The organism is Thalassospira profundimaris WP0211, assembly GCF_000300275.1.
GTDB classification, from domain to species: domain Bacteria; phylum Pseudomonadota; class Alphaproteobacteria; order Rhodospirillales; family Thalassospiraceae; genus Thalassospira; species Thalassospira profundimaris.
Map to the genome: position 1 here is coordinate 108176 of NZ_AMRN01000004.1, position 24251 is coordinate 132426.

The 24251-nt window shown below is 55.9% G+C and carries 29 protein-coding genes; 13 read left to right on the plus strand and 16 right to left on the minus strand.

Features of this window, described 5'->3' with window-relative positions:
- Positions 1-182: 182 nt before the first annotated feature.
- Positions 183-1037 carry a D-amino-acid transaminase gene (locus TH2_RS09390; protein ID WP_008890184.1) on the plus strand — a complete coding sequence of 285 codons (855 nt, stop codon included), beginning with the start codon at positions 183-185 and terminating at the stop codon, positions 1035-1037.
- A gap of 109 nt (positions 1038-1146) precedes the next feature.
- On the opposite strand, the gene TH2_RS09395 is transcribed toward TH2_RS09390, so the two are convergent.
- Complete coding sequence (locus TH2_RS09395; protein ID WP_008890185.1) at positions 1147-1995, minus strand: SDR family oxidoreductase; 849 nt, start codon at positions 1993-1995, stop codon at positions 1147-1149.
- 96 nt (positions 1996-2091) lie between these two features.
- Here TH2_RS09395 and TH2_RS09400 point away from each other — a divergent pair, with 96 nt between their 5' ends.
- Positions 2092-3030 (plus strand): LysR family transcriptional regulator, encoded by a 939-nt coding sequence (locus tag TH2_RS09400; RefSeq protein ID WP_008890186.1) that lies wholly within the window; start codon positions 2092-2094, stop codon positions 3028-3030.
- Between the two features lie 46 nt (positions 3031-3076).
- A complete protein-coding gene (locus tag TH2_RS09405; RefSeq protein WP_008890187.1) occupies positions 3077-3961 on the plus strand; it encodes a DMT family transporter in 885 nt (294 codons plus the stop codon).
- Between the two features lie 55 nt (positions 3962-4016).
- On the opposite strand, the gene TH2_RS09410 is transcribed toward TH2_RS09405, so the two are convergent.
- Genes TH2_RS09410 through TH2_RS09425 form a run of 4 tightly spaced genes read right to left on the minus strand, consistent with a single transcriptional unit; the run spans position 4017 to position 6810 of the window.
- On the minus strand, positions 4017-4211 hold the full coding sequence (locus TH2_RS09410) for a hypothetical protein (protein WP_008890188.1): 195 nt from the start codon (positions 4209-4211) through the stop codon (positions 4017-4019).
- The gene (locus TH2_RS09415; protein WP_008890189.1) at positions 4192-4767 is read right to left on the minus strand and encodes a hypothetical protein; all 576 of its coding nucleotides are present in this window, start codon (positions 4765-4767) and stop codon (positions 4192-4194) included. The genes TH2_RS09410 and TH2_RS09415 overlap by 20 nt, the downstream gene beginning before the upstream one ends.
- 3 nt (positions 4768-4770) lie before the next feature.
- Positions 4771-5655: a TIGR01459 family HAD-type hydrolase gene (locus TH2_RS09420; RefSeq protein ID WP_008890190.1), complete on the minus strand. Its 885-nt coding sequence runs from the start codon at positions 5653-5655 to the stop codon at positions 4771-4773.
- Positions 5656-5673: 18 nt separating this feature from the next.
- Positions 5674-6810 (minus strand): quinone-dependent dihydroorotate dehydrogenase, encoded by a 1137-nt coding sequence (locus TH2_RS09425; RefSeq protein ID WP_008890191.1) that lies wholly within the window; start codon positions 6808-6810, stop codon positions 5674-5676.
- 251 nt (positions 6811-7061) lie between these two features.
- Between TH2_RS09425 and TH2_RS09430 the strand changes: the two genes are divergently transcribed.
- Complete coding sequence (locus TH2_RS09430) at positions 7062-8174, plus strand: NADH:flavin oxidoreductase (protein WP_008890192.1); 1113 nt, start codon at positions 7062-7064, stop codon at positions 8172-8174.
- A gap of 62 nt (positions 8175-8236) precedes the next feature.
- On the opposite strand, the gene TH2_RS09435 is transcribed toward TH2_RS09430, so the two are convergent.
- The gene (locus TH2_RS09435) at positions 8237-9283 is read right to left on the minus strand and encodes a UDP-glucose 4-epimerase family protein (RefSeq protein WP_238538681.1); all 1047 of its coding nucleotides are present in this window, start codon (positions 9281-9283) and stop codon (positions 8237-8239) included.
- A gap of 21 nt (positions 9284-9304) precedes the next feature.
- Positions 9305-9889 carry an exopolysaccharide biosynthesis protein gene (locus TH2_RS09440; protein WP_008890194.1) on the minus strand — a complete coding sequence of 195 codons (585 nt, stop codon included), beginning with the start codon at positions 9887-9889 and terminating at the stop codon, positions 9305-9307.
- A gap of 127 nt (positions 9890-10016) precedes the next feature.
- Here TH2_RS09440 and TH2_RS21260 point away from each other — a divergent pair, with 127 nt between their 5' ends.
- From TH2_RS21260 to TH2_RS09455, 3 genes are all read left to right on the plus strand, one after another.
- A complete protein-coding gene (locus TH2_RS21260) occupies positions 10017-10184 on the plus strand; it encodes a hypothetical protein (RefSeq protein WP_157193999.1) in 168 nt (55 codons plus the stop codon).
- 407 nt (positions 10185-10591) lie between these two features.
- A complete protein-coding gene (locus tag TH2_RS09450) occupies positions 10592-10870 on the plus strand; it encodes a type II toxin-antitoxin system Phd/YefM family antitoxin (RefSeq protein WP_008890196.1) in 279 nt (92 codons plus the stop codon).
- A 6-nt stretch (positions 10871-10876) separates the two neighbouring features.
- Entirely contained in the window at positions 10877-11200 is a 324-nt protein-coding gene (locus TH2_RS09455) for a type II toxin-antitoxin system RelE/ParE family toxin (RefSeq protein ID WP_040823356.1), read from the plus strand.
- A gap of 15 nt (positions 11201-11215) precedes the next feature.
- On the opposite strand, the gene TH2_RS09460 is transcribed toward TH2_RS09455, so the two are convergent.
- Together TH2_RS09460 and TH2_RS09465 are read right to left on the minus strand one after the other, a co-directional pair.
- On the minus strand, positions 11216-11575 hold the full coding sequence (locus TH2_RS09460) for a DUF952 domain-containing protein (RefSeq protein ID WP_008890198.1): 360 nt from the start codon (positions 11573-11575) through the stop codon (positions 11216-11218).
- Between the two features lie 37 nt (positions 11576-11612).
- Positions 11613-12530 carry a LysR family transcriptional regulator gene (locus tag TH2_RS09465; protein ID WP_202949003.1) on the minus strand — a complete coding sequence of 306 codons (918 nt, stop codon included), beginning with the start codon at positions 12528-12530 and terminating at the stop codon, positions 11613-11615.
- Between the two features lie 73 nt (positions 12531-12603).
- On the opposite strand from TH2_RS09465, the gene TH2_RS09470 reads away from it, so the two are divergent.
- From TH2_RS09470 to TH2_RS20535, 5 genes are all read left to right on the plus strand, one after another.
- Complete coding sequence (locus TH2_RS09470) at positions 12604-13524, plus strand: PhzF family phenazine biosynthesis protein (RefSeq protein WP_008890200.1); 921 nt, start codon at positions 12604-12606, stop codon at positions 13522-13524.
- A gap of 187 nt (positions 13525-13711) precedes the next feature.
- Positions 13712-13972 (plus strand): helix-turn-helix domain-containing protein, encoded by a 261-nt coding sequence (locus TH2_RS09475; protein WP_198155623.1) that lies wholly within the window; start codon positions 13712-13714, stop codon positions 13970-13972.
- On the plus strand, positions 13969-15285 hold the full coding sequence (locus tag TH2_RS09480; protein ID WP_008890202.1) for a type II toxin-antitoxin system HipA family toxin: 1317 nt from the start codon (positions 13969-13971) through the stop codon (positions 15283-15285). The genes TH2_RS09475 and TH2_RS09480 overlap by 4 nt, the downstream gene beginning before the upstream one ends.
- 4 nt (positions 15286-15289) lie before the next feature.
- Positions 15290-15706: a hypothetical protein gene (locus TH2_RS09485; RefSeq protein ID WP_008890203.1), complete on the plus strand. Its 417-nt coding sequence runs from the start codon at positions 15290-15292 to the stop codon at positions 15704-15706.
- 90 nt (positions 15707-15796) lie between these two features.
- The gene (locus TH2_RS20535; protein ID WP_008890204.1) at positions 15797-18508 is read left to right on the plus strand and encodes a tetratricopeptide repeat protein; all 2712 of its coding nucleotides are present in this window, start codon (positions 15797-15799) and stop codon (positions 18506-18508) included.
- 129 nt (positions 18509-18637) lie between these two features.
- Here the strand turns inward: TH2_RS20535 and TH2_RS09495 are convergent, their stop codons facing one another.
- From TH2_RS09495 to terL, 5 genes are all read right to left on the minus strand, one after another.
- Positions 18638-19126, minus strand: a complete 489-nt coding sequence (locus tag TH2_RS09495) for a 3TM-type holin (protein WP_008890205.1) — start codon at positions 19124-19126, stop codon at positions 18638-18640.
- Between the two features lie 11 nt (positions 19127-19137).
- Positions 19138-19608 carry a cell wall hydrolase gene (locus TH2_RS09500; RefSeq protein ID WP_008890206.1) on the minus strand — a complete coding sequence of 157 codons (471 nt, stop codon included), beginning with the start codon at positions 19606-19608 and terminating at the stop codon, positions 19138-19140.
- Complete coding sequence (locus tag TH2_RS09505; RefSeq protein ID WP_040823358.1) at positions 19605-19928, minus strand: hypothetical protein; 324 nt, start codon at positions 19926-19928, stop codon at positions 19605-19607. The genes TH2_RS09500 and TH2_RS09505 overlap by 4 nt, the downstream gene beginning before the upstream one ends.
- Before the next feature lie 137 nt (positions 19929-20065).
- Complete coding sequence (locus tag TH2_RS09510) at positions 20066-20371, minus strand: hypothetical protein (RefSeq protein ID WP_008890208.1); 306 nt, start codon at positions 20369-20371, stop codon at positions 20066-20068.
- Between the two features lie 307 nt (positions 20372-20678).
- Entirely contained in the window at positions 20679-22193 is a 1515-nt protein-coding gene (gene terL, locus TH2_RS09515; RefSeq protein ID WP_008890209.1) for a phage terminase large subunit, read from the minus strand.
- A 108-nt stretch (positions 22194-22301) separates the two neighbouring features.
- Between terL and TH2_RS09520 the strand changes: the two genes are divergently transcribed.
- Entirely contained in the window at positions 22302-22748 is a 447-nt protein-coding gene (locus tag TH2_RS09520; protein WP_008890210.1) for a hypothetical protein, read from the plus strand.
- A gap of 45 nt (positions 22749-22793) precedes the next feature.
- Here TH2_RS09520 and TH2_RS09525 read toward each other — a convergent pair whose 3' ends face one another.
- Together TH2_RS09525 and TH2_RS09530 are read right to left on the minus strand one after the other, a co-directional pair.
- Positions 22794-23105 carry a hypothetical protein gene (locus TH2_RS09525; RefSeq protein WP_008890211.1) on the minus strand — a complete coding sequence of 104 codons (312 nt, stop codon included), beginning with the start codon at positions 23103-23105 and terminating at the stop codon, positions 22794-22796.
- 5 nt (positions 23106-23110) lie between these two features.
- Entirely contained in the window at positions 23111-24217 is a 1107-nt protein-coding gene (locus tag TH2_RS09530) for a phage head spike fiber domain-containing protein (protein ID WP_008890212.1), read from the minus strand.
- Positions 24218-24251 lie beyond the last annotated feature (34 nt).

Genomic DNA, 24251 nt, shown 5'->3' on the forward strand with positions numbered 1-24251 from the left:
GATATAGAGCTTTTGCGCGACAGATTGCTTGCGCCTGTGATATTTGAGACTCTTGAAACGTTAAAACAGATGGTCGCCATGCATCAGAACAAGATCGCATCAAAAGGCCGACCTTTGGAAACGTCGCTTTATCCACCCAAGACGGATCGCGAAGGGTCCGCTTGCCAGACAGGAAAGTTACGATGCGCACTGTTTATGTGAACGGCGAGTTTTTGCCGGAAACCGAAGCAAAGATTTCGATTTTTGACCGATCCTTCCTGTTCGCCGACGGCGTGTATGAAGTGACCTCGGTGCTTGATGGCAAGCTGATTGACTTTACGGGTCACATGAAGCGCCTCGAACGCTCGCTTGCCGAGCTGAAATTCCAGTTCAAACCCGATATCGATCAGCTTCTTGAAGCGCACCGCGAACTGGTGAAGCTTAACGAAATCACCGAAGGCCTGATTTATCTGCAGGTTTCGCGTGGCTCGGCCGGTGACCGTGATTTCGCAATCAACCCGGAAACCCCGCCGACCATCGTCATGTTCACGCAAAGCAAATCGCTGATCAAATCGGCCCTTGCCGAACGCGGTCAGAAGATCGTCACCTTCCCCGACATCCGCTGGCGCCGGTCTGACATCAAGACCACCCAGCTTCTTTATGCGTCGCTCCTCAAAACCGATGCGGCTGCCAAGGGCAAGGACGATGCCTGGATGGTGCTGGATGGCTATGTCACCGAAGGGTCAAGCAACAACGCCTATATCGTCACCAAGGACGGCACGATCGTCACCCGTGAACTGTCGACCGACATCCTGCACGGCATCACCCGTGCCGCGGTCCTGAAATGCGCCGAGGAACTTCAGCTCAAGGTCGAAGAACGCCACTTCACCATCGAAGAAGCCCAGAACGCGGCTGAAGCCTTCTCGACCTCGGCATCCGCCTTTGTCTGCCCGGTTGTTGAAATTGACGACAAGAAAATCGGCGATGGCGTCCCCGGCCCGGTCGCCAAGCGTCTGCGCGAGATTTATATCGACGCCAACCGCAAAATGGCAATCTGATCCGATCAAACAACGTCTGATATGATCGTCTCCTCAATGTCGATCAAAACGCGAAACGCCGCCCAATCTCGGGCGGCGTTTTTGCGTTGGGTATCTGCGGGAAAAGATCCTACATCGCGGCAAGTTCTTCCTCGGTAAAATCGGCGGAAATGGTGATGTCTTTTCCGGCCTCAAGCTTTGCCAGCCGTTCGGTCAGTGCGGCATGAACGCCGTCATAGGCATCTGACCCCAGCAACAAACGAAATGGCATTTTCGGTGCATCTGCCGCCGCAATCATCGCATTGATCATGCGATCCGGATCGCCCTTGATCACCCAGCCACCACCAAAGGCGGCCTCCTTAAGGTCATGGGCCGGGGTGCCGTCATAATCGCTGATCGGTTCCGGCTGGATGATGGAGCCGATAAACGCGGTGCGCGACGGACCGGGTTCGACCAGCATGAATTCAATTTCAAATGGCGCGACTTCCTTGGCCAGCGATTCAACAAAGCCCTCGATGCCCCATTTGGTCGCGTGATACAGGCTAAAGCCCGGATAGGCGATCTGACCGCCTTCGGACGACACCTGAATGACGCGACCCGATCCTTGCGCACGCAGGTGTGGCAAGGCAGCCTTGATCACAACAATTGATCCCAGAAGGTTGGTATCAATAATCTGGCGCATCTGATCAATGCTGGTTTCTTCGGCCGCCCCCAGGATGCCAAAGCCGGCATTGCTGACGATGAAATCAATCCGTCCAAAATCGGCAAAGGCCTTGTCAACAGTCGCCTGCACCGCATCGGGTTCACTTACATCAAGATAAGCAACACTGAGCCGTTCACCATATTGCGCAACCAGATCGTCAAGCGACCCCGTGCGTCGCACGGTGGCGATCACGCGATCACCACGCGCCAATACCTTTTCCGCCAGCCCGCGACCAAACCCGGACGATGCACCGGTAATCAACCATGTCTTGTCCATGTCAGTTCCTTTCTGTCTTGCTCTGAACATGGGGGGACTATAGAAACCAATGATTGATGCGATAATCCCGCTTAATTCGGATGGGTTCGTGAAAATATGCCAGCAATCAATCAGCCGACCTTAAATGACATGCGGTTTTTCATCGCGGTCGCCGAACATCGCAGCTTCCGCAAGGCCGCAGATGCGCTGGGCGTTGCGCCCTCCACCCTCAGCCACGCACTGCGCAACATGGAAAGCAACCTTGATATCCGTCTGCTTCACCGCACCACGCGCAGTGTGTCCCTGACCGAGGCGGGCGAACAGCTTTTGGACCGGTTGCGCCCGGCACTGTCCAACCTTGAAGAAGCCATGGGCACGGTCGAAAGCTTTCGCACAGGCGGGACATCAGGCACGGTGCGCATCAATACATCCGATGGTGCCGCGCGCCTTTTGACCCGCCATGTGGTTCCGGAAATGCGCAAAAGATACCCGGATGTGGCGATTGATCTGGTGACCGAGGGACGGCTTGTCGATATCGTCGCCGGTGGTTTTGATGCCGGGGCACGATTGGGCGAAACCGTGCCGCTTGATATGGTGGCGGTGCGCTTTGGCCCGCCATTTCGCTTTGTCGCGGTTGCGTCACCGGATTATTTCAAAAATCGCCCCCGCCCGGTCGCACCCGATGATTTGCAAAGCCATGACTGCATCCGCCATCGTTTTCCCAGCGGCAAGATCTATCACTGGGATTTTGAAAAGCAGGGTCAGGAAATCTCGATTGATGTGTCCGGCCCGCTGACGCTCGATCGTCATGATCTGATGGTCGATACCGCACGACAAGGGCTTGGCATTGCTTACGTTTCAGAGATTTATGCCGCACGGGCCATCGCCAGTGGTGACCTTGTGACTGTGCTCGATGACTGGTTACCCGAAATTCCGGGGTTATTCCTCTATTACCCGGATCACCGGCGGGTTCCCCCACCCTTACGCGCCTTTATTGATGTGATGAAATCGCTCGACCCTGCGTTGCGAACCGGATATCTGGAAAGGGATATCTGATTTTGAAAAATGATAAAAACCGGATCAAAACGCGGGGACAGGGGCGATGACGTCCATCAACACATCACGCCAGAACAACCTTGCCGGCATCATGACGATGTGTGGCGGGGTGGCAGCGCTGTGTATCAATGATGCGCTGGCCAAGAGCCTGATGGATCATTATTCCCCGATCCAGATCATCTTCCTGCGCAACATCATCGCCCTTCCCTTTGCCTTTTTGGTGGCGCTCAAAATGGGCGGTTCTCGCAGCTTGCGTTCAAGCCGGGTTCACGTGCATTTCATGCGCGGTGTCGTCTGGATTGCCGCAACGGTGATGTTCTTTACCAGCATCCATCATCTTGGCCTTGCCGAAGCCACCGCACTGGCCTTCGTCGCACCGTTATTTATCACCGCCCTATCGGCGATTTTCATAGCCCGGGTCGGCTGGCGGCGCTGGCTTGCGGTCAGTGTCGGTTTTCTGGGGGTTCTGGTGATTGTCCGACCGGGTGCCGCAACGTTTGAGCTGATATCGCTCCTGCCGATTGCGACCGCGTTTACCTATGCGATCCTGATGCTAAGTGCCCGCTTTGTCGATACGCGCGAAAGCATGTGGACGTTGTTGCTTTATCTCAGTCTGACCAGCGCAATCCTGACCAGCATTCCGGTGATCTTTGTCTGGAGCCCGGTGCGAGCAGAGGACATCTGGCTGTTTCTGGCGATTGCGCTCTGCGGCTCGCTTGGCATGGCCATGATCACCCAGGCCTTCCGCTTTGCCGAGGCCCCGACGGTGGCACCGTTTGACTACACAGCCCTCATCTGGGCGACCGCGCTAGGCTGGATGTTCTGGGGTGAAACGCCCGATGTTCTGACCTTTGTCGGGGCTGCGATCATTACCGCCAGCGGCCTGTTCGTTATCTTCCGCGAAAGCAAGGTGGCGGCGGAAACCACATAAACAAAACCCGCTTTCCTAACGAAAAGCGGGTATCAGAAACAGCCATGAAAACTGCTCAGTAATTGGCTTTGAAAGTCGGCTCCTCACCGCGCTCAGCTGCAGCGGCGGCAATATTTCGAAGCAAGGCACGCTTGCTTTCGGTGCGATACTTGCCTGAATTACGCGCAACATAATCCTGTCCGGAATAGCCAAGTTCGGCTTTTTTCCGTTCAATAGATGCTCCAAGCTCTTCAAGAGTTATTCTGCGCATTGACATATTCTTCCAGAAATTCCAGCCCGAAATCACCGGCTGTTTCCTCACGTATTCTTTTATCAAGATAAGCGTTATCCAGATTTTCCGCAAGTTTCAGCAACGCTGCGGCCTGCTCCAACATATCTTCACGCATGTTTGGTGGTGCATCATATTGCCCCATTCGATCTGCAATCAGATCTTCAATCGCAATAAAGGTTACATTGCTGTGTTCATCAAGATCCACGATCAAAAGCCGGTCCTGATCAGCACTGCCTTCCATTAGCGCGCTACCAACCACCTCAATACCGAAGCCAAGATCAGGATGCTGAAAGCCACGAGCAAAGGCACCAAAACCAATACTGCGTTTGAACCCGACACGTTCCAACGCCGTTTCAAGCGCCTCTTGCCATGGCGTCACGACATCGATGTCGCCTGAAACAATTGCACCCTGAGTGTAAAGCTCTACCGCAGCACCGCCAACAATGACCGGACGCGGGTGTCCTTCGCTTTCAACGATGTCAAAAGCACGCGATATTGCCTTCAGTACGCTGACAAACGCATCACGGTAAGGCATGGCTCACCAGCAGAAATCCCCCATCGCATAGGTGATGTGACGGCCCGTGGCGGCCAGAAGGGCATCAAGCTTTTCGCGTTCCGGCAGGGTACCGCGCGGGGCGTCGAGTTCTTCGGCGTGGATGCCGCCGGTGACCAGCACGACGTCCAGACCGGCATTGTTTGATCCGGCAATGTCGGTCGAAATGCTGTCGCCGACGACCAGAAGCTTGGCATCCGGGCCCTTGTCAAACATCTGCAGGCAGAAGTCATAGGCACTTGCCAGTGGCTTGCCTTCCCAGCGGACATTGCCGCCGAGTTCCTCATACCGCCCGGCAATGGCACCCGCACAAATGATGCGCTTGCCACCGCGGATCACTTCACGGTCCGGATTAGGGCACAGTACCGGCAGGTCACGCGCCTTGAGCGCATGCAGAAGATCTTCATATTTCGACACCGGATCATGATCCTCGTTCGGGCCGGTGATCAAAACCCAGTCGGCGTCATCGACTTCGGTGACGATTTCGACATCCTGATTTTCAAACATCGACATATCGCGCACCGGACCGACCATCAGCACCTTGCGACCCAGCTTGGCGTACCAGGGATCAGAGCGCGCGACGAGCTGGGCATAGGCAACCTCGCCCGATGCCACCGCCGGACCATACAGATCACGCGAAATGCCCATATCTTCCATCCGGCCAACCACGACCGAGGATCGACGCGGCGCGTTGGACAGAAGGGCCACCGGAATGCCGGCTTCCTTAAGGGCGGTCATCGCGGCGATCGAGCTTGGATAGGGTGTCACCCCGTCATGCACCACGCCCCACAGATCAAGGATCACGGCATCATATTTGCCAATCACCTCGGACAGGCCATTGATCATTTCATAGGGGGCGGTCTTGCTCATGCCGTCCGGATCCTTGTGTTATTTCTTGTTTGATTTGGTGGCCACGGCGGCCTTGGCAGAACGGGCTTCATCGACCGGAATACCTTTGCCCGAAATTTCCGGAAAGGCAGCACCGACCGCATCCGACACATTGGCAAAGCCATCCTTGCGCAGGCGCCGTGCAAGGTCTTCCTTGATCTCGGTGACAAGCTCGACACCGTGATAAACCAGCGACGAATAAAGCTGCACCAGCGATGCACCATTGAGGATCTTCTCATAGGCATCCTTGCCCGATGCAATCCCGCCAACCCCGATGAGCGGCACCTTGCCCTCGGTCAAACGGTAAAAATCGGCCAGAACCTTGGTGGAGGGTTCCATCAAAGGCGGGCCGGAAAGCCCCCCCTTTTCATCCTGATCATAGGAATTAAGCCCGACCGGCCGATCAATCGTGGTGTTTGAAACAATCATGCCATCAAGCCTCACCTTGGTGACCACGGCGGCGATGTCGGATTTGTCTTCCTCGGTCAAATCGGGGGCGACTTTCAACAACACCGGCACACCCTTGGCAAAGGAATTCCGCGCCTTGATCACGGCCTTCAAAAGCTTCTCAAGCGGAGCACGCCCCTGCAAAGCACGCAGGCCCGGCGTATTGGGCGAGGACACATTGACCACAAGATAATCGGCATAGGGGCCAAGTGCCTCGACCCCCTTGGCGTAATCATCGGCCGCGTCTTCGGAATATTTGTTTTTGCCAAGGTTGGCCCCCAAAACGCCGCGCCGTGCGCGTTTGCGCAGGCGGTTGGCGACGACCTCGGCCCCGTCATTATTGAACCCCATGCGGTTGATCACCGCCCGGTCGGAATACAGCCGGAAAAGACGGGGTTTCGGATTACCCGGTTGTGGCAAAGGCGTCACCGAGCCGATTTCAACAAAGCCAAACCCGTGCGACAGCATCTGGTTAGGGACTTCGGCGTTTTTATCAAAGCCCGCGGCAAGCCCGACCGGATTGGCAAATTTACGCCCGAACACCTCGGTTTCGAGCATCGGGGTCGCGTCGGTCGCGTCATCCGCGCGCGGCACCAGATTGTTTTTCAGTGCCCAGATCGCCAGACCATGGGCGGTCTCGGCATCAATCCAGCGGACAATCGGCAAAACCAGTGACTTATACCACCCCACGCGAGACGCTCCGTGCTTGAAAGGACATGCCCTTTTCTTACGCGGCCAAGGGCTTTTGGGCAAGGATCAATGGCATTAAGTGGCACCATGCGGCCGGTTATTTTCTTATGACCGCTCGATCAACGATCTCAGGCGCTTTACTGCATAAAAACATGCACCAATGTTTTTATCGCGTGGCCACAGATTGACAGCCGCCATTTCCGGAATATCTAGGAGCGACCAAAACAGAAATTCCGATCAAAGGATATCCAATGTCAAAACCCGACATTCTCTTCACACCTTTCAAGCTGAAAACGCTCGATCTCCCCAACCGCATTGTCATGGCGCCGATGACCCGTAACAAGACACCGGACGGTATTCCCGGTGCCGCCAATGCCGATTATTACAGCAAGCGCGCCGCAGGCGGTGTTGGTCTGATCCTGTCCGAGGGGACCGTGGTTGATCGCCCGGCATCGCGTAACCTTCCGCACATTCCGCTTTTCCATGGCGAGGCTGCGATGGCCGGGTGGAAAGCGGTTGCCGATGCCGTGCATGCGGCCGGTGGCAAAATGGGTCCGCAGATCTGGCATACCGGATCAACCCGTACACCGGACGCCTGGGAACCGGACGCACCGGTCGAAAGCCCGTCGGGTCTGGTTGGCCCGGAGGATCCGCGCGGCAATGCGATGACGGAATCTGACATTGCCGACACGATTGCCGCCTTCGCCAAGGCCGCCCTGGATGCCAAGAATGCGGGCTTTGATACCTTTGAAATTCATGGCGCGCACGGCTATCTGATTGATCAGTTCTTCTGGCCCGGCACCAACCTGCGCACCGATCGCTTTGGCGGCAAGACGATCAAGGAACGTTCGACCTTTGCCCGCGAAGTGGTGACCGCCATGCGCGCGGCCGTGGGCCCGGACTTCCCGATCATCCTGCGCGTCAGCCAATGGAAACAGCAGGACTTTACCGCCCGCCTTGCCTATACGCCCGATGAAATGACCGATTGGCTCGGCCCGCTGGTCGAGGCCGGGGTGGACATTATTCACGCATCGCAACGCCGTTTCTGGGAACCGGAATTCCCCGAGATTGATGGCGAAAAGGGTCTGAACTTTGCCGGTTGGGCGAAGAAACTGACCGGGGCGCCGACGATTTCGGTCGGCTCTGTCGGCCTGTCATCCGACTTTATCGGCGCGTTTTCCGGCGAAGCATCGGAAAAGGCCAGCCTTGATGAGCTGATCAATCGCATGGAAAAGGGCGAGTTTGACCTGATCGCGGTTGGCCGCGCGCTTCTGAGCGACGCGCAGTGGGCCAACAAGGTCAAAAGCGGCGCCTATGATCAGTTGGAAGACTTCAACGCCTCTGCCCTAGCGGAACTCGCGTAAGTTAACACCGACCACAAACACAAAAAAGCAGCCCGCCGAACCATCGGCGGGCTGTTGTTCTTTTAATCCTGTTTGAAACAACGGCGAAAGCCGTCTTCAACCGACAACGGGGGCTTCCAGCCCAAAAGCCTTTCTGCTTTGGAGATATCAACCTGCAGCGACCCCAGAAGACGCTGCGCCATTGCCTTTTTGCCCAGCATCTTGGCCCCGAACATCAAACAGAATTCCGGCACGGGTATCAACCAAACAGGTTTGCGCATGGCTGTCGCGACCCCGCGCAAAAGCTGCGTCGTCGAAACATCCTGCCCATCGCCCGCCAAAAAAACCTGATTGGCGGCATCGGGGTGGGCCACGCAAGTCACGATCAGATTGACCAGATTATCGAGTGCTACCAGCGACCGCCGGTTATGAATTGCCCCCAAAGGCAGCGGTATGCCCTTGTCAATAAGCCGGATCATACTGGCGAAGTTGCCTTTCACCCCGGGCCCGTAGACCAGTGGCGGGCGAATGACCACAACCTCCATCCCGGTATCGGAAGCAAGCTGGAAAAGTCCCTGTTCTGCTTCACGCTTGGAGATACCGTAATCATCTTTGGGCGCTGGATCATCATCGGCTGTAAAGGGTTGACCCTTTGATGTTTCCTCACCGTTCACCTTGATCGAACTGATGAAGACAAATCGCCCTACACCGGCCTCTGCAGCCTGCCGCGCAAGACTAAGTGTCCCATCAACATTTACCCGCCGATATTCGCGCAACGGATCAGTCGCGGTATCTTTCATCACATGCGCGCGGGCGGCAGCATGAATAACGACGTTTTGGCCGCGAACAGCCTCAGACCAATCGGTATTGCCATCCAGTTCAGGCACTTGAACAATGCGCCGGGCCGGCACTTCAACAGGACGACGGACAGCTGCAGTCAGTTCGACATCCGAACGCTGCGTTAAAATTTCACCCAATCGCGAGCCGAGGAAACCGGTTGCCCCCGTCAGTAATACTTTCATGAAACCTTGTTCTCTTAGGGTCCAAACGACGTTGAGGGAAGCTAAAGCCAAAAGAACAGGCGCGAAAGTTATTTCCGCTCTCTTTACGCACCAAGATCGGCAATTCAAGTGATCGCCGGGCTAAATGCCTCAGATGATCTGAAACATCAAAATCACGGTACCGAGGGTCATGGCAATGGCGGCCAGCATCAAAAGCCCGTCACTGACCAAAATCGCCAAGCCAAAGGCGGCAATGGCGCTCAGCGGCGCTATGGCGGCAAAGGGGACAAGCTCAAACATCGGCATCGACAGCGACAGGAGCAGGCACATCAGCGCCGCGATCCGCACGGCAACGCCACTGATCAGGCTTTCGAACCGACCCCCGAACCAGCGATCCATGCGCTTGGCCACCGGATCAATCTTTTCCAGCCCGGCACGGACCTTCTCACCCCCAATTTCCCGCGTAGCCAAAACGTCCGGCAACCATAAATGCGTGCGTCCGATGATGATTTGCAGCGAAAACACGGCAACGAGTGCGGCCAGAAAGGTTGGCGCGAAGGGAATGCCTCCAATTGGCGACACCCCAATCAGGGCCGGCACCAGAAGAAACGGACCCTGACTGCGTTCTCCCAGCTCGGCCACGATATCGCCGACCGAAACATGGCGGTCGCCTTCTGCACGCTTACCAATCCGGGCAACGATATCCGCGACCTTTGCATTTTTCGGCGCTGTCATGGCCTGGCCTTTTGGCTATGGATCTGAATGGTATGCATGAAACCACAACGCCTGACGGGCGCGCTTGTTTCCGGCCAATTTGCGCCAGAACAATGCCAACCCGCCGCAACTATGGTGAGATCACCCCATGACACAGCTTGATCTTGATAAACTCAAAGCAACCCTTGCCGCGCGAAGCCCCGGCCCGTTTCACTTCCATGAAATCTATGGTTGTGACTGGGATGCGCTTTATATCGGCGACAAGGTCAAACTCGGCCACGCGTTTCCAGGCTCAGGACCTATTAATTTTGTTTGAATGGTTCTCCGGATTTGTGCGGATACGCGAAGCAAAGCCGCAGGAAGATATGAATCTTTCAAGGTTTTGCGACAAAGTAGCCCGTGCAAATCCGGAGAATCCGAAGGACAGACGTTATATTTGCAACTTCCTGCGTCAAACCCCTTGGCCGGGATACCAGCCCGCCCGGCGGGATTTTCCTTGGATTTCACAAATATAACGTCTGCCATTCAGACCAAATCAATAGGTCCTGAGCCTAACGCCGTGCGCGCCGGGAAGCTCCCCGGGGTGATCGATACCGGCACCAAGAAGGGCGGCGGGCGATTATATCTTTGGAAACCGCGCGGGATTTAAATCCAGATAAAGATCGCATTTACAGCAAAAATGCGCTAAATTCGCATTTCAAAAGATGCTTTAAAGGTGCGAAAATGGATATCACCAAGGACATTCGCCCACTGACCGAGTTCAAACGCGAAACTGCGCAATTCACCAAACGGCTCAAGGAAACGGGTAAACCCGCCTTTCTGACCGTCAATGGCAAGGCAAGCCTCGTTGTAATGGATGCGGGCGCGTGGCAGGAAATGCAAAACCGGCTTGAATACGCCGATAGCGTTGCTGGCATCCGCAAGGGATTGACCCAGATTGACCAGGGCGAAGGGGAAGACGCCAAGGACTTCTTTGCCACGCTTTCCGACCCGGCGGCATAAATTGGCATGAAGCATTACAGGGTGATCATCGCGCCCAACGCGGCGCAGGATATCCGCAAAGCATTTGAATGGCTTCGGATCGAAAACCCGGCTTACGCCCTGTCTTGGCGGGACGGCCTACGCGATGCGATCACAGCCCTTGAAACCTTGCCGTTCAAAAATCCAATTGCCCCGGAAAGCAAGGAATTTGATGTTGAAATCCGCCAGCTTTTATACGGGCGCGGAACGCCGTGGCGGATTTTCTATTACGTCAACGATCGACAGGTTTCGATCCTGCATGTCCGTCACGGTCGGCAGGATTACTGGCACCCAACCGATACGGACAGCTGATCACAGCACAAATATTTAGCGCAAATCTTGCGGCAGGATGTGAACACCGTTTTCATCAAGGCGAATTTCATCGACCTTGGTCACGTGCTCTACCGACAGCACATCGTAAAGATGCGGGAACAGCGTGCCGCCACGGGCCGGTTCCCATTTGATTTTCGCCGCAATCGGTGCGACCGGCACCCGCAGCAATTTCAAATGATCCCGCCCGGCATAATGCAGCGCAAGCGTTGCGGCCAGCGTATCCTGGGTCGAGAAATGGATAAAGCCATCGGCGATATCGTGCGGCGCACCGTCATATTGTCCGGCACTGAGCGCTTCTGCCCATTCATCCGAACCCAATACGCGATAGATCATGTCATCAGTTGTATTTGTCATGGCGGGAATTTAGGCAGACACGTGCGAAACGGCAAGCCTATTTCATCTGATCCTTCAGCCAGGCCAAAAGCTTCGCATGGCGCTCTGTCTTGGCAAACTCGGCACGGCAGACCAGCCAATAGGCCGATTTCATGGGAACCGCCGGACCAACCGCCTCAAGGAATCCTTGCGCGATATCGCCTTCAATCAGAAGCGTTCGACCCAACCCGATGCCCATGCCATTGATCGCGGCCTGCAACACCAGATCGGCGCGATCAAAGGCCAATGCCGTGCGATCCGTATCAAAGCTTACCCCGGCCTGCGCACAATAATAGCCCCAACTGAAATCCGTGCCATCGCGTTCGCCCACTGCATCCTTAAGCAAGGTAACGTCAGGATCGCCAAGAATGCCTTCAAGCCCCCTGCCCCCGCCGACATAGCCCGGACGGGCGACCGGCACGATCGCTGCCTTTTTAAGCAAGCTGGAATGCAAACCGGGATACGGCCCGGTGCCAAAGCGAATGGCAGCATCAATCGTGCCAGCGCTGAAATCCACCGGCCGGTCATTGACGTCCAAGGCGATCTCAAGCCCCGCCTGCTGGGCACTGGTGAGGTTTGGCAACACCCATTTCATCGCAAGTGCGGATGCCACTGACAGGCTCACCGTGCCCTCTGTCCGGAATTTGTCCAGCCGGTCAAACGCCCCGTCCCAGACATCCACCGTTTCAAGCGCAGCCGCACACAGCACCCGGCCATATTCGGTCGGCGTGATCTGGCGTGTGGTACGTTCAAACAGCGCAAAGCCAAGCGCCTCTTCAAGCTGGGTAATCCGGTGACTGACGGCCGATTGATGCACACCCAGCTTTTCGGCCGCCTTGCTGAAACTGTTTTCACGCGCAATCGCGGCCAACACCGGGGCTAGGGGGCTCACCCGCGCAATCAGATCGCTCCGCGACATTTCATGAGATTTCTTCATCTATATATGAGTCCAGAATCCCTGTGAGATTTATTAAAACAGCCTCAACAGAGATTTTAGCAGGAATAGAGTCATGAGTACATCTCAAGAAAATACCCACACCGTCCCGGTGCAAATCGTCAATGCGTTTGTGAAAAATGGTCAGGGCGGCAACCCGGCCGGTGTCGTGCTGGATGCCGATCAATACAGCGACGCGCAAAAGCTTTTGATCGCCCAGAAAGTCGGGCTTTCCGAAACCGCCTTTGTCTCGAAATCCGAGACCTGCGGCATCAAGCTTGATTTCTTTACGCCGACCAAACGCATCGCCCATTGCGGCCATGCGACCATCGCGACATTCTCCTACCTCGCCGAACTGGAACGTTTTGGCGATGGCGAGACGTCGAAGGAAACTGTCGATGGCCCGCGCAAGATCATCCTTGATCACGGCATGGCCTATATGGAGCAACTGGCCCCGACCTACACCCCGGCCACCAGTTGGCCTGATCACGGCGTCACGCTCTGTGATGTCCTGCAATCGCTTGCGATCACCGCCGATGATCTCGATGACCGTGCTCGCCCGGTGCTGGTCAATACCGGCAACAACTTCATCGTCATTGCCGTGAAAGATCAGGCGACGCTCGCCAACATCACGTCCGATCAGGATGCCATCAACGCGATTAGCGAGAAGCTTGATCTGATTGGCTATTATATCTTCACCACCAAAACCGGTGGCGCAGACGACGCAGGCATTGACGCCACCACCCGCATGTTCGCCCCGCGCTATGGCATCACCGAAGAAGCCGCCACCGGCATGGCCGCCGGCCCGCTGGCCTGCGTGCTTCATGACCTGCTGGACATCAAAAAGGACAGCTTCCTGATCGCCCAGGGCGAATTCATGGCGGAACCATCCCCCAGCCAGATCAAGGTTACGCTGGAGCTCAAAGATGGCCGCATCACCGGCCTTCTGGCAGGTGGTCAGGGCAAGGTGATGAAAAACCTTGAGATTGCGCTTTAAGCACGGAGTGGTGTCAGGACCAAAGTTTGGCGCTTCTGTAAATTCGCAGGAGCGCCACATTTTACCCATAAGTAAAATATCACTAAAAATCGGGCCACAATCACCGAATTTTACTTATAGGTAAACTTCACTTTACATTCGCAGAAAAACCCCCTAAATTTACCCATAGGTAAATTTGGAGGATGCCGTGCACATCACCCGCATGGACCAGCTTGGCCCGGAAATCCGCAAGGCCCGCAAGGCGCTTGGTCTGTCGCAAACCGATCTGGCGCTTGCCACGGGCTTGAGCGTCAAGTTCCTCAGCCAACTTGAAACCGGCAAGGCCGACAATCCGGGCTTTGCCAATATCCTGGACATCACCCGTGCCCTTGGCGGTCAGGTGATGCTGGACTGGTCGGATATGTCATCAGAACCCGATCCCGGCCAAACGGACGGAGACCGGGCATGACCAAAACCCTTCTGGTCCTTGCCAATGGCCGCGACAGGGTTGGTGTTTTACGCGCCGATGTGCGCGGCTATATGTCATTTGAATATGACCCGGAATGGCTTGCAAGCCCCGCTGCCTATCCGGTTTCGCAAAGCATTCCGCTTCGGGATGGTGCGTTTGACCATCAGGCCATTGAACCATTCTTTGACGGGCTTTTGCCCGATAAAAAGGATGTCCGGCGCCAGATCGCGGCATTGTTTGATGTCGCCCCGACGGACGAGTTTGGCATTCTGGAACATATCGGGCGCGATTGCGCCGGGGCCTTGATGCTGATCCATCCCGATCAGGCAAAAAGCCCCCTGCAATCCGATGCCCATCTTTCGGCGATTTCGACCGATGATCTTGCCAAACGCATTGCCGAGCTGCCCCAAAGACCGCTTTTCATAGAAGAGGATGAAGTTGTCCTGTCACTGGCCGGGGTGAATGACAAGGCCGCGGTTTATATCGATCCAGCCACACAGGAAATCTCCCTGCCGTTTGGCGGATATCCAAGTACCCATATCCTTAAAGTTGATATCGAACGACTGCCGGACTCTACCCGGACCGAGCATTTCTGCATGAAGCTTGCGCGCAAGGTCGGCCTTGATGCCGCGCACACCAAAATCCGCCTGTTCAATGATCGCCCTGTCCTGTTCGTCACCCGCTTTGACCGCGCCTATGCCCAGACATCAAACGGCGTCCGCGTCACCCGCCTGCATCAGGAAGATGTCTGTCAGGCACTTGGGGTCAATCCGGATGTCAAATATGAACGTCAGGGCGGGCCGGACCTTGCCGCGATGTTTGCGCTCACCAAACAGGCATCCACCATCCCGGCGCGCGACATCCCCAAACTGCTTGGCTTTGTGATTTTCAATTTCCTGATCGGCAACCCGGATGCACACGCCAAGAACTATTCCCTGATCTATCGGCAGCGCCCGACAAATGCCAAAGCGACCAATGTCCACACCGCGATCAGTCCGCTCTATGACGTCAACAATGGTGCGGCATTTCGCGATTGCTTCAAAAGCCAGCGCCCCCGCCTCGCCCAATCCATCGGCGGATGCTTTGACCCGACCGAACTGGACTGGCCCCACTGGGAATCTCAGGCCCGTATGATCGGAAGCTCCCCCACGGCGCTCCGCAAGGCGTTGCTCACCATGGCAAAGAAACTGCGCGAAACCATCAACCCGCTGCGCGATGAAGTACGCGACACGGATGCCGATAGCCCAAGGCTTGACCATATCGTTGACGATGTCTCAAACCGGTGTGAAGCCTGGATCAGAAAACTCGGGTGATCCCATGGATGATGATTTCGAACTTCCGCCGGGCATCGGCCCGCACAATGATCGCGAACTGGAACTGATGCTGGCCGGAACAAAGCCGATGGCGATGTTCTCGGACGCGGTTCATGTCAGCGACTATTTCCCCGAAGCCGACTTTGCCCCATACGTTGAGGCAGGCCGGATCATCCGCATTGAGGAAATCATCCCCCGCCCACCCTATGAGATGCGCTACCTGTTCTATGCCCTGCCCGGCGAAGAATGGCGGATCGAGGAAGCCTTGGTGATGTGTCGCAATTTATGCGTCGGAACGGTGACAGATCACGATGCGGATTCCGCGAGAATGGGGGAGTTATTGGGATACGCGCCCGAAGACATTGCCACTTTCCTAAAACAGTCCAGGGTTCATCGGTGCATCTTGAAAACAGAGCAATAAAATTCAAAACACTAATAAAAAGAAGTAGTCAGGTAGCAATACTCCCGCCAAAATGGTCGTGCATTTTGCATTCACCCTGCGGAGATAGATTTGCCAGAATTCATTGCCACTGCGACCGCGACATCTATCCTTGGGGTAGTTGGTAAAGCTGCAGGAACAGTTGCAGGAATCGGACCGGTCAAGGATTGGCTGCACGGGTGTAAGAAGCGGGCACTCGCAGGACGGGCAACACCGCACAATCACGATCTGGTCAAGGGCGTGCGCACCGCACATATCTGTGCGCTTGATCATATCGCAAGGCGCTACACCAAATTGCTGACGACATTCCCGGACCATGAAATCGGTTCTGATGACCATGCGTTTGCGAACAACCTACGTGCCTTCATCGACGCCCGCCTCACAATCCTTCGCGACCAAAACATCGATCACGATGTACTCGGCACGGATGATATTAACGATGTTCTGGAATATCTTGCGACCGCCACCACACATCAAAGCTATGCTGACTTGAACCGCAAAGCACAGTTAGATTGCGAAGCACGAGCCCTCAAAGAAATCACTCACGACGCAGGTCGGGCACCCTCAGTACTGTTTGTACGCTTATTCAAGGGCGAAGAAGAGGGCGCAGGCTGGTATGAGGCCTTCTCGCTTTTTGTCACTGAAGAACTAAAAACCAATGAACGCTTCCGCTCGATCTTTTTTGCCACTGAACTAGCAGATATTCGCGGAATGCTCAGTGAACTCACCCGCCAAAAGTGCACAGAGTTCCCAGACCTTTCCAGCTTTATAACAGATGCAAGGCATCAGCTTGACCGGATGGAGGACAAGCTCGACAAGCTTCAAAACTCTGTTGACGACAATAATGAACTTGCAGTGCAACTGGTTAAACAACTGAACAAAAATGAAGAACTATCCAGAAAGCTGGAAGCGGAAAATGTTACTCAACAAAAAGTCATGGCAATTGCACGCATTACCGCACTTGACATAAATAACGTAAACGACATTGATCAGGCGTTTAAGCAACTTGAACGTAACGCAAACATTGCGATCGAGGTCGAGCAACAAGGACGCGGCCGCAGCAATCTTGGTGTTTTTGTCGAGGCGGTGCTTGCACGAGTGCGGGAGAAATATGACGCGAATGACTTTGATGCTGCCGCCGCCGAAGCGGATCACGGCTTTAAAGAGTGGGAGCGCCGTGAGACTGAACGTAAAACCGAAGCATTACAGGTCGGCCTAAAAATTCTGGAAGCAGGCCTCAAGCAAGACATTCTGCGTCAAAATGCAATTTCCGCCGCCAGACGTATCGCGCACATATCCGAACTAAAGCATCCAAATAGAAAACACGACCAGTTAGTTGCGCTTAATGGCGCGTACCGCAAATGGTTTGAAAGCGGTCGTGATGCTGGCTTGAATTTTGATCTGGAAGTTGCAATCGAAATAGCTGTTCTAGCGCTGGAACGTGCATCTGGATTTGAGCAGATCGGACATTGGAACGACAACCTAGGAACTGCATATTCAATCCTTGGAGAACGTGAGAGCGGAACAGAGCGACTTTGGCAGGCTGTTGCCGCCTACCGGTCTGCACTCAGGGAAAGACCACAGGACCGCGTGCCGCTTGACTGGGCGACGACACAAAACAATCTTGGCAACACGTTTCTGACACTTGGTCAACGCGAAAGCGGAACGGCACAGCTCGAGCAGGCAGTTGCCGCCTACCAGTGCGCACTCAAGGAACGACTGCGGCACCGCGTGCCGCTCGACTGGGCTGCGACGCAAAGCAATCTCGGCAACGCACTTTCAACACTTGGGACTCGCGAAAGCGGAACAGAACGATTGGAGCAGGCAGTTGTCGCCTATAAATCTGCGCTTGAGGAACACCGCACACCGCTCGACTGGGCCATGACTCAAAACAACCTTGGGAACTCGCTTCGAATACTTGGAGAGCGAGCAAGTGGAACAGAACGACTGGAGCAGGCAGTTGTCGCCTATAAATCCGCACTCAAAGAAATCAAGCAAGACCGTGTTCCTCTCTTCTGGGCGATGGCGCAAAACAACCTCGGCACGGCACTCTCAGTACTAGGAACGCGCGAAAACGGGACAGAACGACTTGAACAAGCCGTCGAAGCCTTCCAGTCAGCGCTAGAGGAACAACTACAAGACCGTGTTCCGCTAGACTGGGCGACGACACAAAACAACCTTGGCAACACGCTTCAAGCACTTGGGGAGCGTGAAAGCGGAACAGAACGACTTGAGCAGGCCATTGCCGCCTTCCAGTCCGCCCTTGAGGAACGCCGGCGGGATAGAGTGCCGCTAGACTGGGCAATTACGCAAAACAATCTAGGCAACGCGCTGGCAGCGCTTGGCACGCGCGAAAGCGGAACAGAGCGGCTTGAACAGGCCGTTGCCGCTTACCAGTCTGCTCTCGAAGAACGACGGCGAGACCTTGTACCCCTTGCTTGGGCGATGACGCAAAACAATCTAGGCAATGCACTTCGCACACTCGGTGAACGAGAAGGTGGAACAGAACGGCTTGAGCAGGCCATTGCAGCTTGCCAGTCCGCCCTTGAGGAACACCTGCGAGACCGTGGACCAATTCAATGGGCTATGACATTGACTAACCACGCCATATGTACTCGTATGATCGCGGCACGTAAATCTGATCTCACCATGGCAGAGCTCGCCGTTGCTCAGACTAAAGAAGCCCTAGAGACATTTCAAATGGCCGGGATTATCCCCCATGTTGAGAAGTGTACATTCGAATTGAAGAAGGCTCGTGCGCTTTTAGATCACCTTAGGGGCTAAAAATGACTATCTGCGCTATCAAAATAAAACTTCATCGAGATTGAAATCGCATCTGGCTAGCGCAATAACGGCTTGAGAGGAATTTACACCCTTTCTCCGGCGAAGTAGAACCTTACTGCCAAATGTCGGCTACCCCAACTTCTTATCCGCACTCCTTTTCACCACACTCACCCCTAAAACCCCGAGCGCAATGCCCCAGATCGGGCTGGTATTGACCAGCGCTGCGATGATGGCCGGGGCCTGGAGTGGGGTCAGGATGATGGCATAGGCGATGGCGCCCATGGTCATGATCCAGGTGAGTGCAACGGCGTAGCCGAAGCTGGGGCGCCAGCGCCGCACAAACGCGTCTTCGCTGGCGACCTCGGCGCGGATGGTGCGGTTGACGGATTTGAGGGTTTCTGTATCACGCGCCAGTTCGATTTCGGCCATGCGTTCGGTGTGGCGATTGGCGGCCATGATTTGTTCGGGCGTGACGTCGCCCTTGGTGACGGCGGCCTCCACCTGTTTAAGCCCGTCGGCCGCGGTTTTGGCAATCGGGTTGTCGATATGATCAAGCCCCGCACCCACCGCCTTCATCAAAAGCGGCAGGCCGATCTGGGCGAGCAATGCCGGGATCATGGGGTACCTCCCTAACTGATGTTTTTGTAAAACAGGTGGTTACCGATTTCCGCACACGGCACATGGCCGCGTGCCCAGAACGGATCGACCGCATGGGTGTGATAGTGGGTGGCACCATCGGTTTGATCGGGAAGCTCACCCGTCACCGCGCGCTTGGCGATGCGTTTGCACAGACGATAGGCCGGGTCACGCGGGCTGAGTGCCAGCAGTTTCTTGCGATTGGGGTCCGCTTCGTTCCAGCAGGAAAACTGTGCCGGTTTCAGGCACACTGATTTGATGTCATTGCCCCACCAATAGCGCCCGCGCCGCTTCGCAAATGCCACCCGGTTGAGGATGACCGATGCCACGGCCTCAATCCCGCGAAGTTCTTCGCCGCGCGCCTCGCCATAGAGGGTGCGGGCAAGCACTTCGACCTCGGTCAGCGCATCGTGATCAGTAACCGGCGTTGATACCGATCTGGTCAGGGTTTGGGGGTCGGTCATAGGCTCAGATCCTTTTTGGTCGGGATGGGGGGCATGTCGAGCTTGGCCTCGATCCGGAGCAAATGGCCGGTCAGGCGTTTTTCGACATCCTTGAGATAGGGGATGGAGACATAGTTGCGCGCGACATCGAGCTTGAAGGCAGCCAAGGCATCGCGCAGGTCGCTGGCATCTGATTCCTCGCGGGCACGGAGTTGCTCCACCCGGCCAAGCAGTTCGGAACGCATCCGCCAATGCAGCCAGAACAGGCTGGCAACAGCGGGAATTTCAACAGCCGTGATCCACCAGATCACATCAACCGTCTGGGTCACAGGCAGGGTCATGGGGGCCTCGATTTTCAGACAAAGAAAAACCCGCAAACCGATGGTTTGCGGGTCAGGTCGACCTCTTCTCCACCCGGGGCGACATCCCTCGGGCTGGATAAGCGATCAAAGCAGTCAGGAGGCACGTGGCGAGAAGCTTACGCCGCCGGCCCTTTCAGCTTTTCTTCAAGGTCCTGCCAGGCCTCGCCAGAGGCGACAAGGCAGCTTGGGCCGGACGGATAGGTAAACAGGATGGTCCAGGTCTGGCCATCGGGGGCTTTAAGCACCTCGATCACGCCACCATTGGATGTCACGCCGACCGCGACCGGTTCTTCGGAATATTTTGCGCTCAGGCTGTCGATCACCTTGGATCGATCCCCGCAGACAGGGGATGCCGAGGCTGGTGTGTGTGTTACTGCAACGGCACCTGCCACCACAGCAATCAAGCTCAGTGTTTTCAACATGGTCAGGCCTCCTGGCAGTCAGGTGCGCCCACATGGACGTCTTGTTTTCCTGTACTGCAAAATCAATCAACAAATGATCTTTGGCCGTTTCCTTGTGCCGGCTTCATGGGCCGGGACCCGTCTTTTTCTGGCTTCGAAAACTCACTTTAGTATAGGAAGAAAAATTACTTACTATGCTTCCATATAATAAACGTAGGGACCAAAGCTGAATTTTCCATGAATATTTCACAAATGTGATACAGACCCGCGCTAACCATTTGGCATTGTGAGAAAGTTTTTCACTCCCTCACGAATTGAAAGCCCGCTCTCACGGGTTGAAATGGCTATCGGCCCGGAAAATCCCGCTTTGTGCCCGCCAATCGGCTCGTTTGACCGGCATATCGACCCGCGGCAAACGCACCGGATCATGCAAAATACAGCCCGCCACCGCATCAAGCCCGTCATCGGCGCCCTTGTTGGCATTGCTGTTATCGGGATGCCAATCGCGCATCTGGCGCAGAAACGGTGTCTGGCAAACAGCGCGATGGACATGCAGCAATCCTGCCCCCATCACCGCGCCAAAGGCATCCTCGATCCTGGTGGCCTTGTTGGTACTCTCATGATGTTCTACGACGCTTGCCGCCCATCCGATTGATTTCAGTTCACGCCGCAGAATATTGGGCAGGAACCGGCCAATGCCATTGGTCTCGACCCGGACCGACGGCAAGTGATGGCGCGCCATAAATTCCGCCACCTGCGCACAAAGCTGGCTGGCTTCATCGCGCCATGGCCTGTCACCGCTTTCGGCCGGATCGCCCGGGTTGGCCGCCCGCAGCCACGCGATATCCTGCAGCCAATATTCCCCCTGATCACAGATATAAACACAGGCCACCACCGCCCCGTCGCCCCGAAGCGACCCGAAACTCGGATCGAAATGGCAGGCACTGGCGACCATGGTGCGCCCGCCAATCCGAAGGCTCATGCGGCCATTGCCATGGGTGATCTCGGCCGTGTCGTCGTAGAACCGCAATTTTGCCGGATCGAGCATCCCGGCCACCGGGGCCATCATTTCAAGCATCATCTGGCTTTGAAACTTTCGCTCTGGCGTGCGGATCCGCATCGCATCAATCGCGGCTGCGTCAAACCGTTCCGGCCAGCTTGATGTCCCGTCCTTATTGACGATGGGAAGCTCAAAGCGTGAAAACCCGGCAAGGAACGGGGCAACTTCGCCGATTTCAGTTCGTGCTTCACCGGCATAGATCGAGTAATAGCTGTGCGGGGTACCGACATAAAGCTGCGCACCGCTTGGCCCCAGCACATAGGCAATCTCGCCAAGCTTTTCGCGCAGTTCTGCTCGTTTATGGGCGGTGTCGCTGTTTTTCGGCACCTCGACATCATCGCAAATCACCAGATCGGCGCGCGACCCGGTAATGTTGCCGCCAATGCCGACCGCCTGCATCGACGGATCGCGCAACACAGCCGTCCGCGCCACGGTAAACCGCTCGCTCCCCCAATCGATCAGCTTTTCAGGCAACAGGGCGCTCATCAACGGATGGTGTTCAATCACGCGCTTGACGTTGCGCACCATCTTTTTCGCCAGATCAAGATCAGCGGCCAAAACCAGAATGCGCATATCCGCATCACGATAAAGCACCCAGGCACAAAACAGCCCGACCAGTGTCGACTTGCCGGAATTGCGAAACGCCATCAAAAGCATTTCCCGCTTGCCCGACTGCCAGCAGCCTTCAAGCCAATCGGCCATCTTGCGATGATGGGCCGGAAGGCTGAGCCCCAACATCTGATCCCAGATCCAGACGAATTCGGCGAAGCGGGCCTGTGCCATTGGCATTTTCCTCACTCCATCAATTTGGTTGTTGCGGTCTGTCACGTTCGCGTCCGGGCGACGTCAAAGCTGTGTCTGAACACCATAACAACAAGGAGCAACCCGATAATGCAGACCTATCGCAGCATGCGTTTTGGCGGCCTGATGGCAGCCTTTCTTTTCCTGACACTTGGTTTTTTGCTGGCGCTGCCTGCACACGCCAAGCCGCCATCGGCCTGTGCCCCGACAACGTTTTCGCTAAGCGGCAGCAATGTTGATAATCTCTGGAAACAGGTTACCAACAACCAGTGGAGCAAAATGTTGCCCATAATCTGGCAGGATAACGGGTTTCATTTTTACGCAAGGGTCCGTGAACGCGGCCCGGATGCTGGGATCAATACCCCCTCAGACCTTGAATCTGAAATCCGCCGTGGCACGCCTTCTGCCGAGGGCACGCCTAACCGCTGGCAAATCACGCTTCCCGTCACAAGCAGCACTGGTCGTTCCCTGAGAGTGATTTACGACTATGCCGGTGGCAAGAACGCCAAATGCGAATTGGTGACATTGTCCTACTGAATTTATGCGCCCTACCATGCTTATTGAATGGTGGGGCGCAGCACCTCAGGCGCCCGCAAGACTGCGTTTTGCCTCGGCAATCAGCTGATCGACATTGCTTTTCTCAGGTGCGTCGTCATCAACTTCTCCCGCTCCCTCACACGCCCAGCGTAAAAGCTTGATCAGGCTTTCAAGATGCCCAAGCGCTGCCTTGCACGCCGCCTGATGGGCGGAGAATTCCCTGGCGTCCATGATCCCGGCGGCCTCCCCGGCCAGACGGTGATAGGCATCGCGCGCCATGGCAATGTCATCGGGCAATTCACCCAGCAGCCGGGTTTGCAGGGCCATGATCGGGTCGGGTGTTTTATCCGTGCTCATGAGGCTTAACCCACCGAAAGTTCAGAAAGCCGCGCAATGGAAAGCTTTTCCGGCCAATAGGCCAGATTGCGCAGATGGCCGTTCAGTGCCTTCTCCGTGCCGCCAAAGGAACCCAGCACGATGTTGGAAAAATTGCGCGGCATGGCAAAACCGTCCGGCGAGGACAGCACCACACCATCCAGCCCGACCGAAATCACGTCATCATCCCACGCCAGCGCAATGCGATGACGGGTGTCCTTGGCAAGGCCTCCATAAAGCGACTGGGTGACGAGCGGCACGCCACCCGAACGCAGCGAAATGCGCAACTGATCGGCGGCACTGTCATAGCCAAGATCAAGGTGATCATCATCAAGGCTGGCTGAGTAAAGCTGCACGATCCGCCAGATACCCGCCCAATCCTTGGCGGTATGGAGATCAAACACCAAGGTGCCGCGCCCCTGCGCGAACCAGTCGCCGGGATCAAGGCGCACATCATCGCACGCCCGCGCGGCCGGGATGCCGTTGCTGATGATATCACTTGTCGGTGCCGGTCCGGCTTCAAGCTGCGCATTCCAGATCAGGATGGAGGCCGGAAGGGCAGTTATGGCGGTGCTGATTTTCGGATAGCGGGTCGTACCGGATGCCGGTTCCGCGATCCATAGCCGCTGCCAGTTTTCATCGAGTGTAAAGCCATGCGCGGAAGCCCCGTCAATCCCGCCAAGCGTGATGTCAGCCGTGCCCGAAACCGCACGCATCCAGACGGCAAAGCTATAGGTATCGTTGGCCACAAGACCACCAACATTCTGATAAAGTCCATCCGCACCACCGGAAGTGCCCGGCAGATCAAGCTGCATCGCGGTTTGGCTGCCATCCGGGGCGGCAATGGTGCTGCTGGTCACGGTCACACCGCTGTTCTTTTCCCAAAGCGCATTGTCAAAGGCCATTGAGTAGCGCAGCAGATTGGTCGCCGCCCCCTCGATCAGAAGGCCCAGGCGACGACCAAGCCGATCATGGTCATAGGCCGGTTCATCAATCGCGCGGGTTTCAAGCAGGCCATTTGGGCCGCGAACAAGCTTGGTGCTGGCGCGCGAAACATTCATGCAGGCCGCAAGCGGTTGATAACGCAATCCCATTGGATGCATCTCCGTTTAATTGGCATGTGATGGA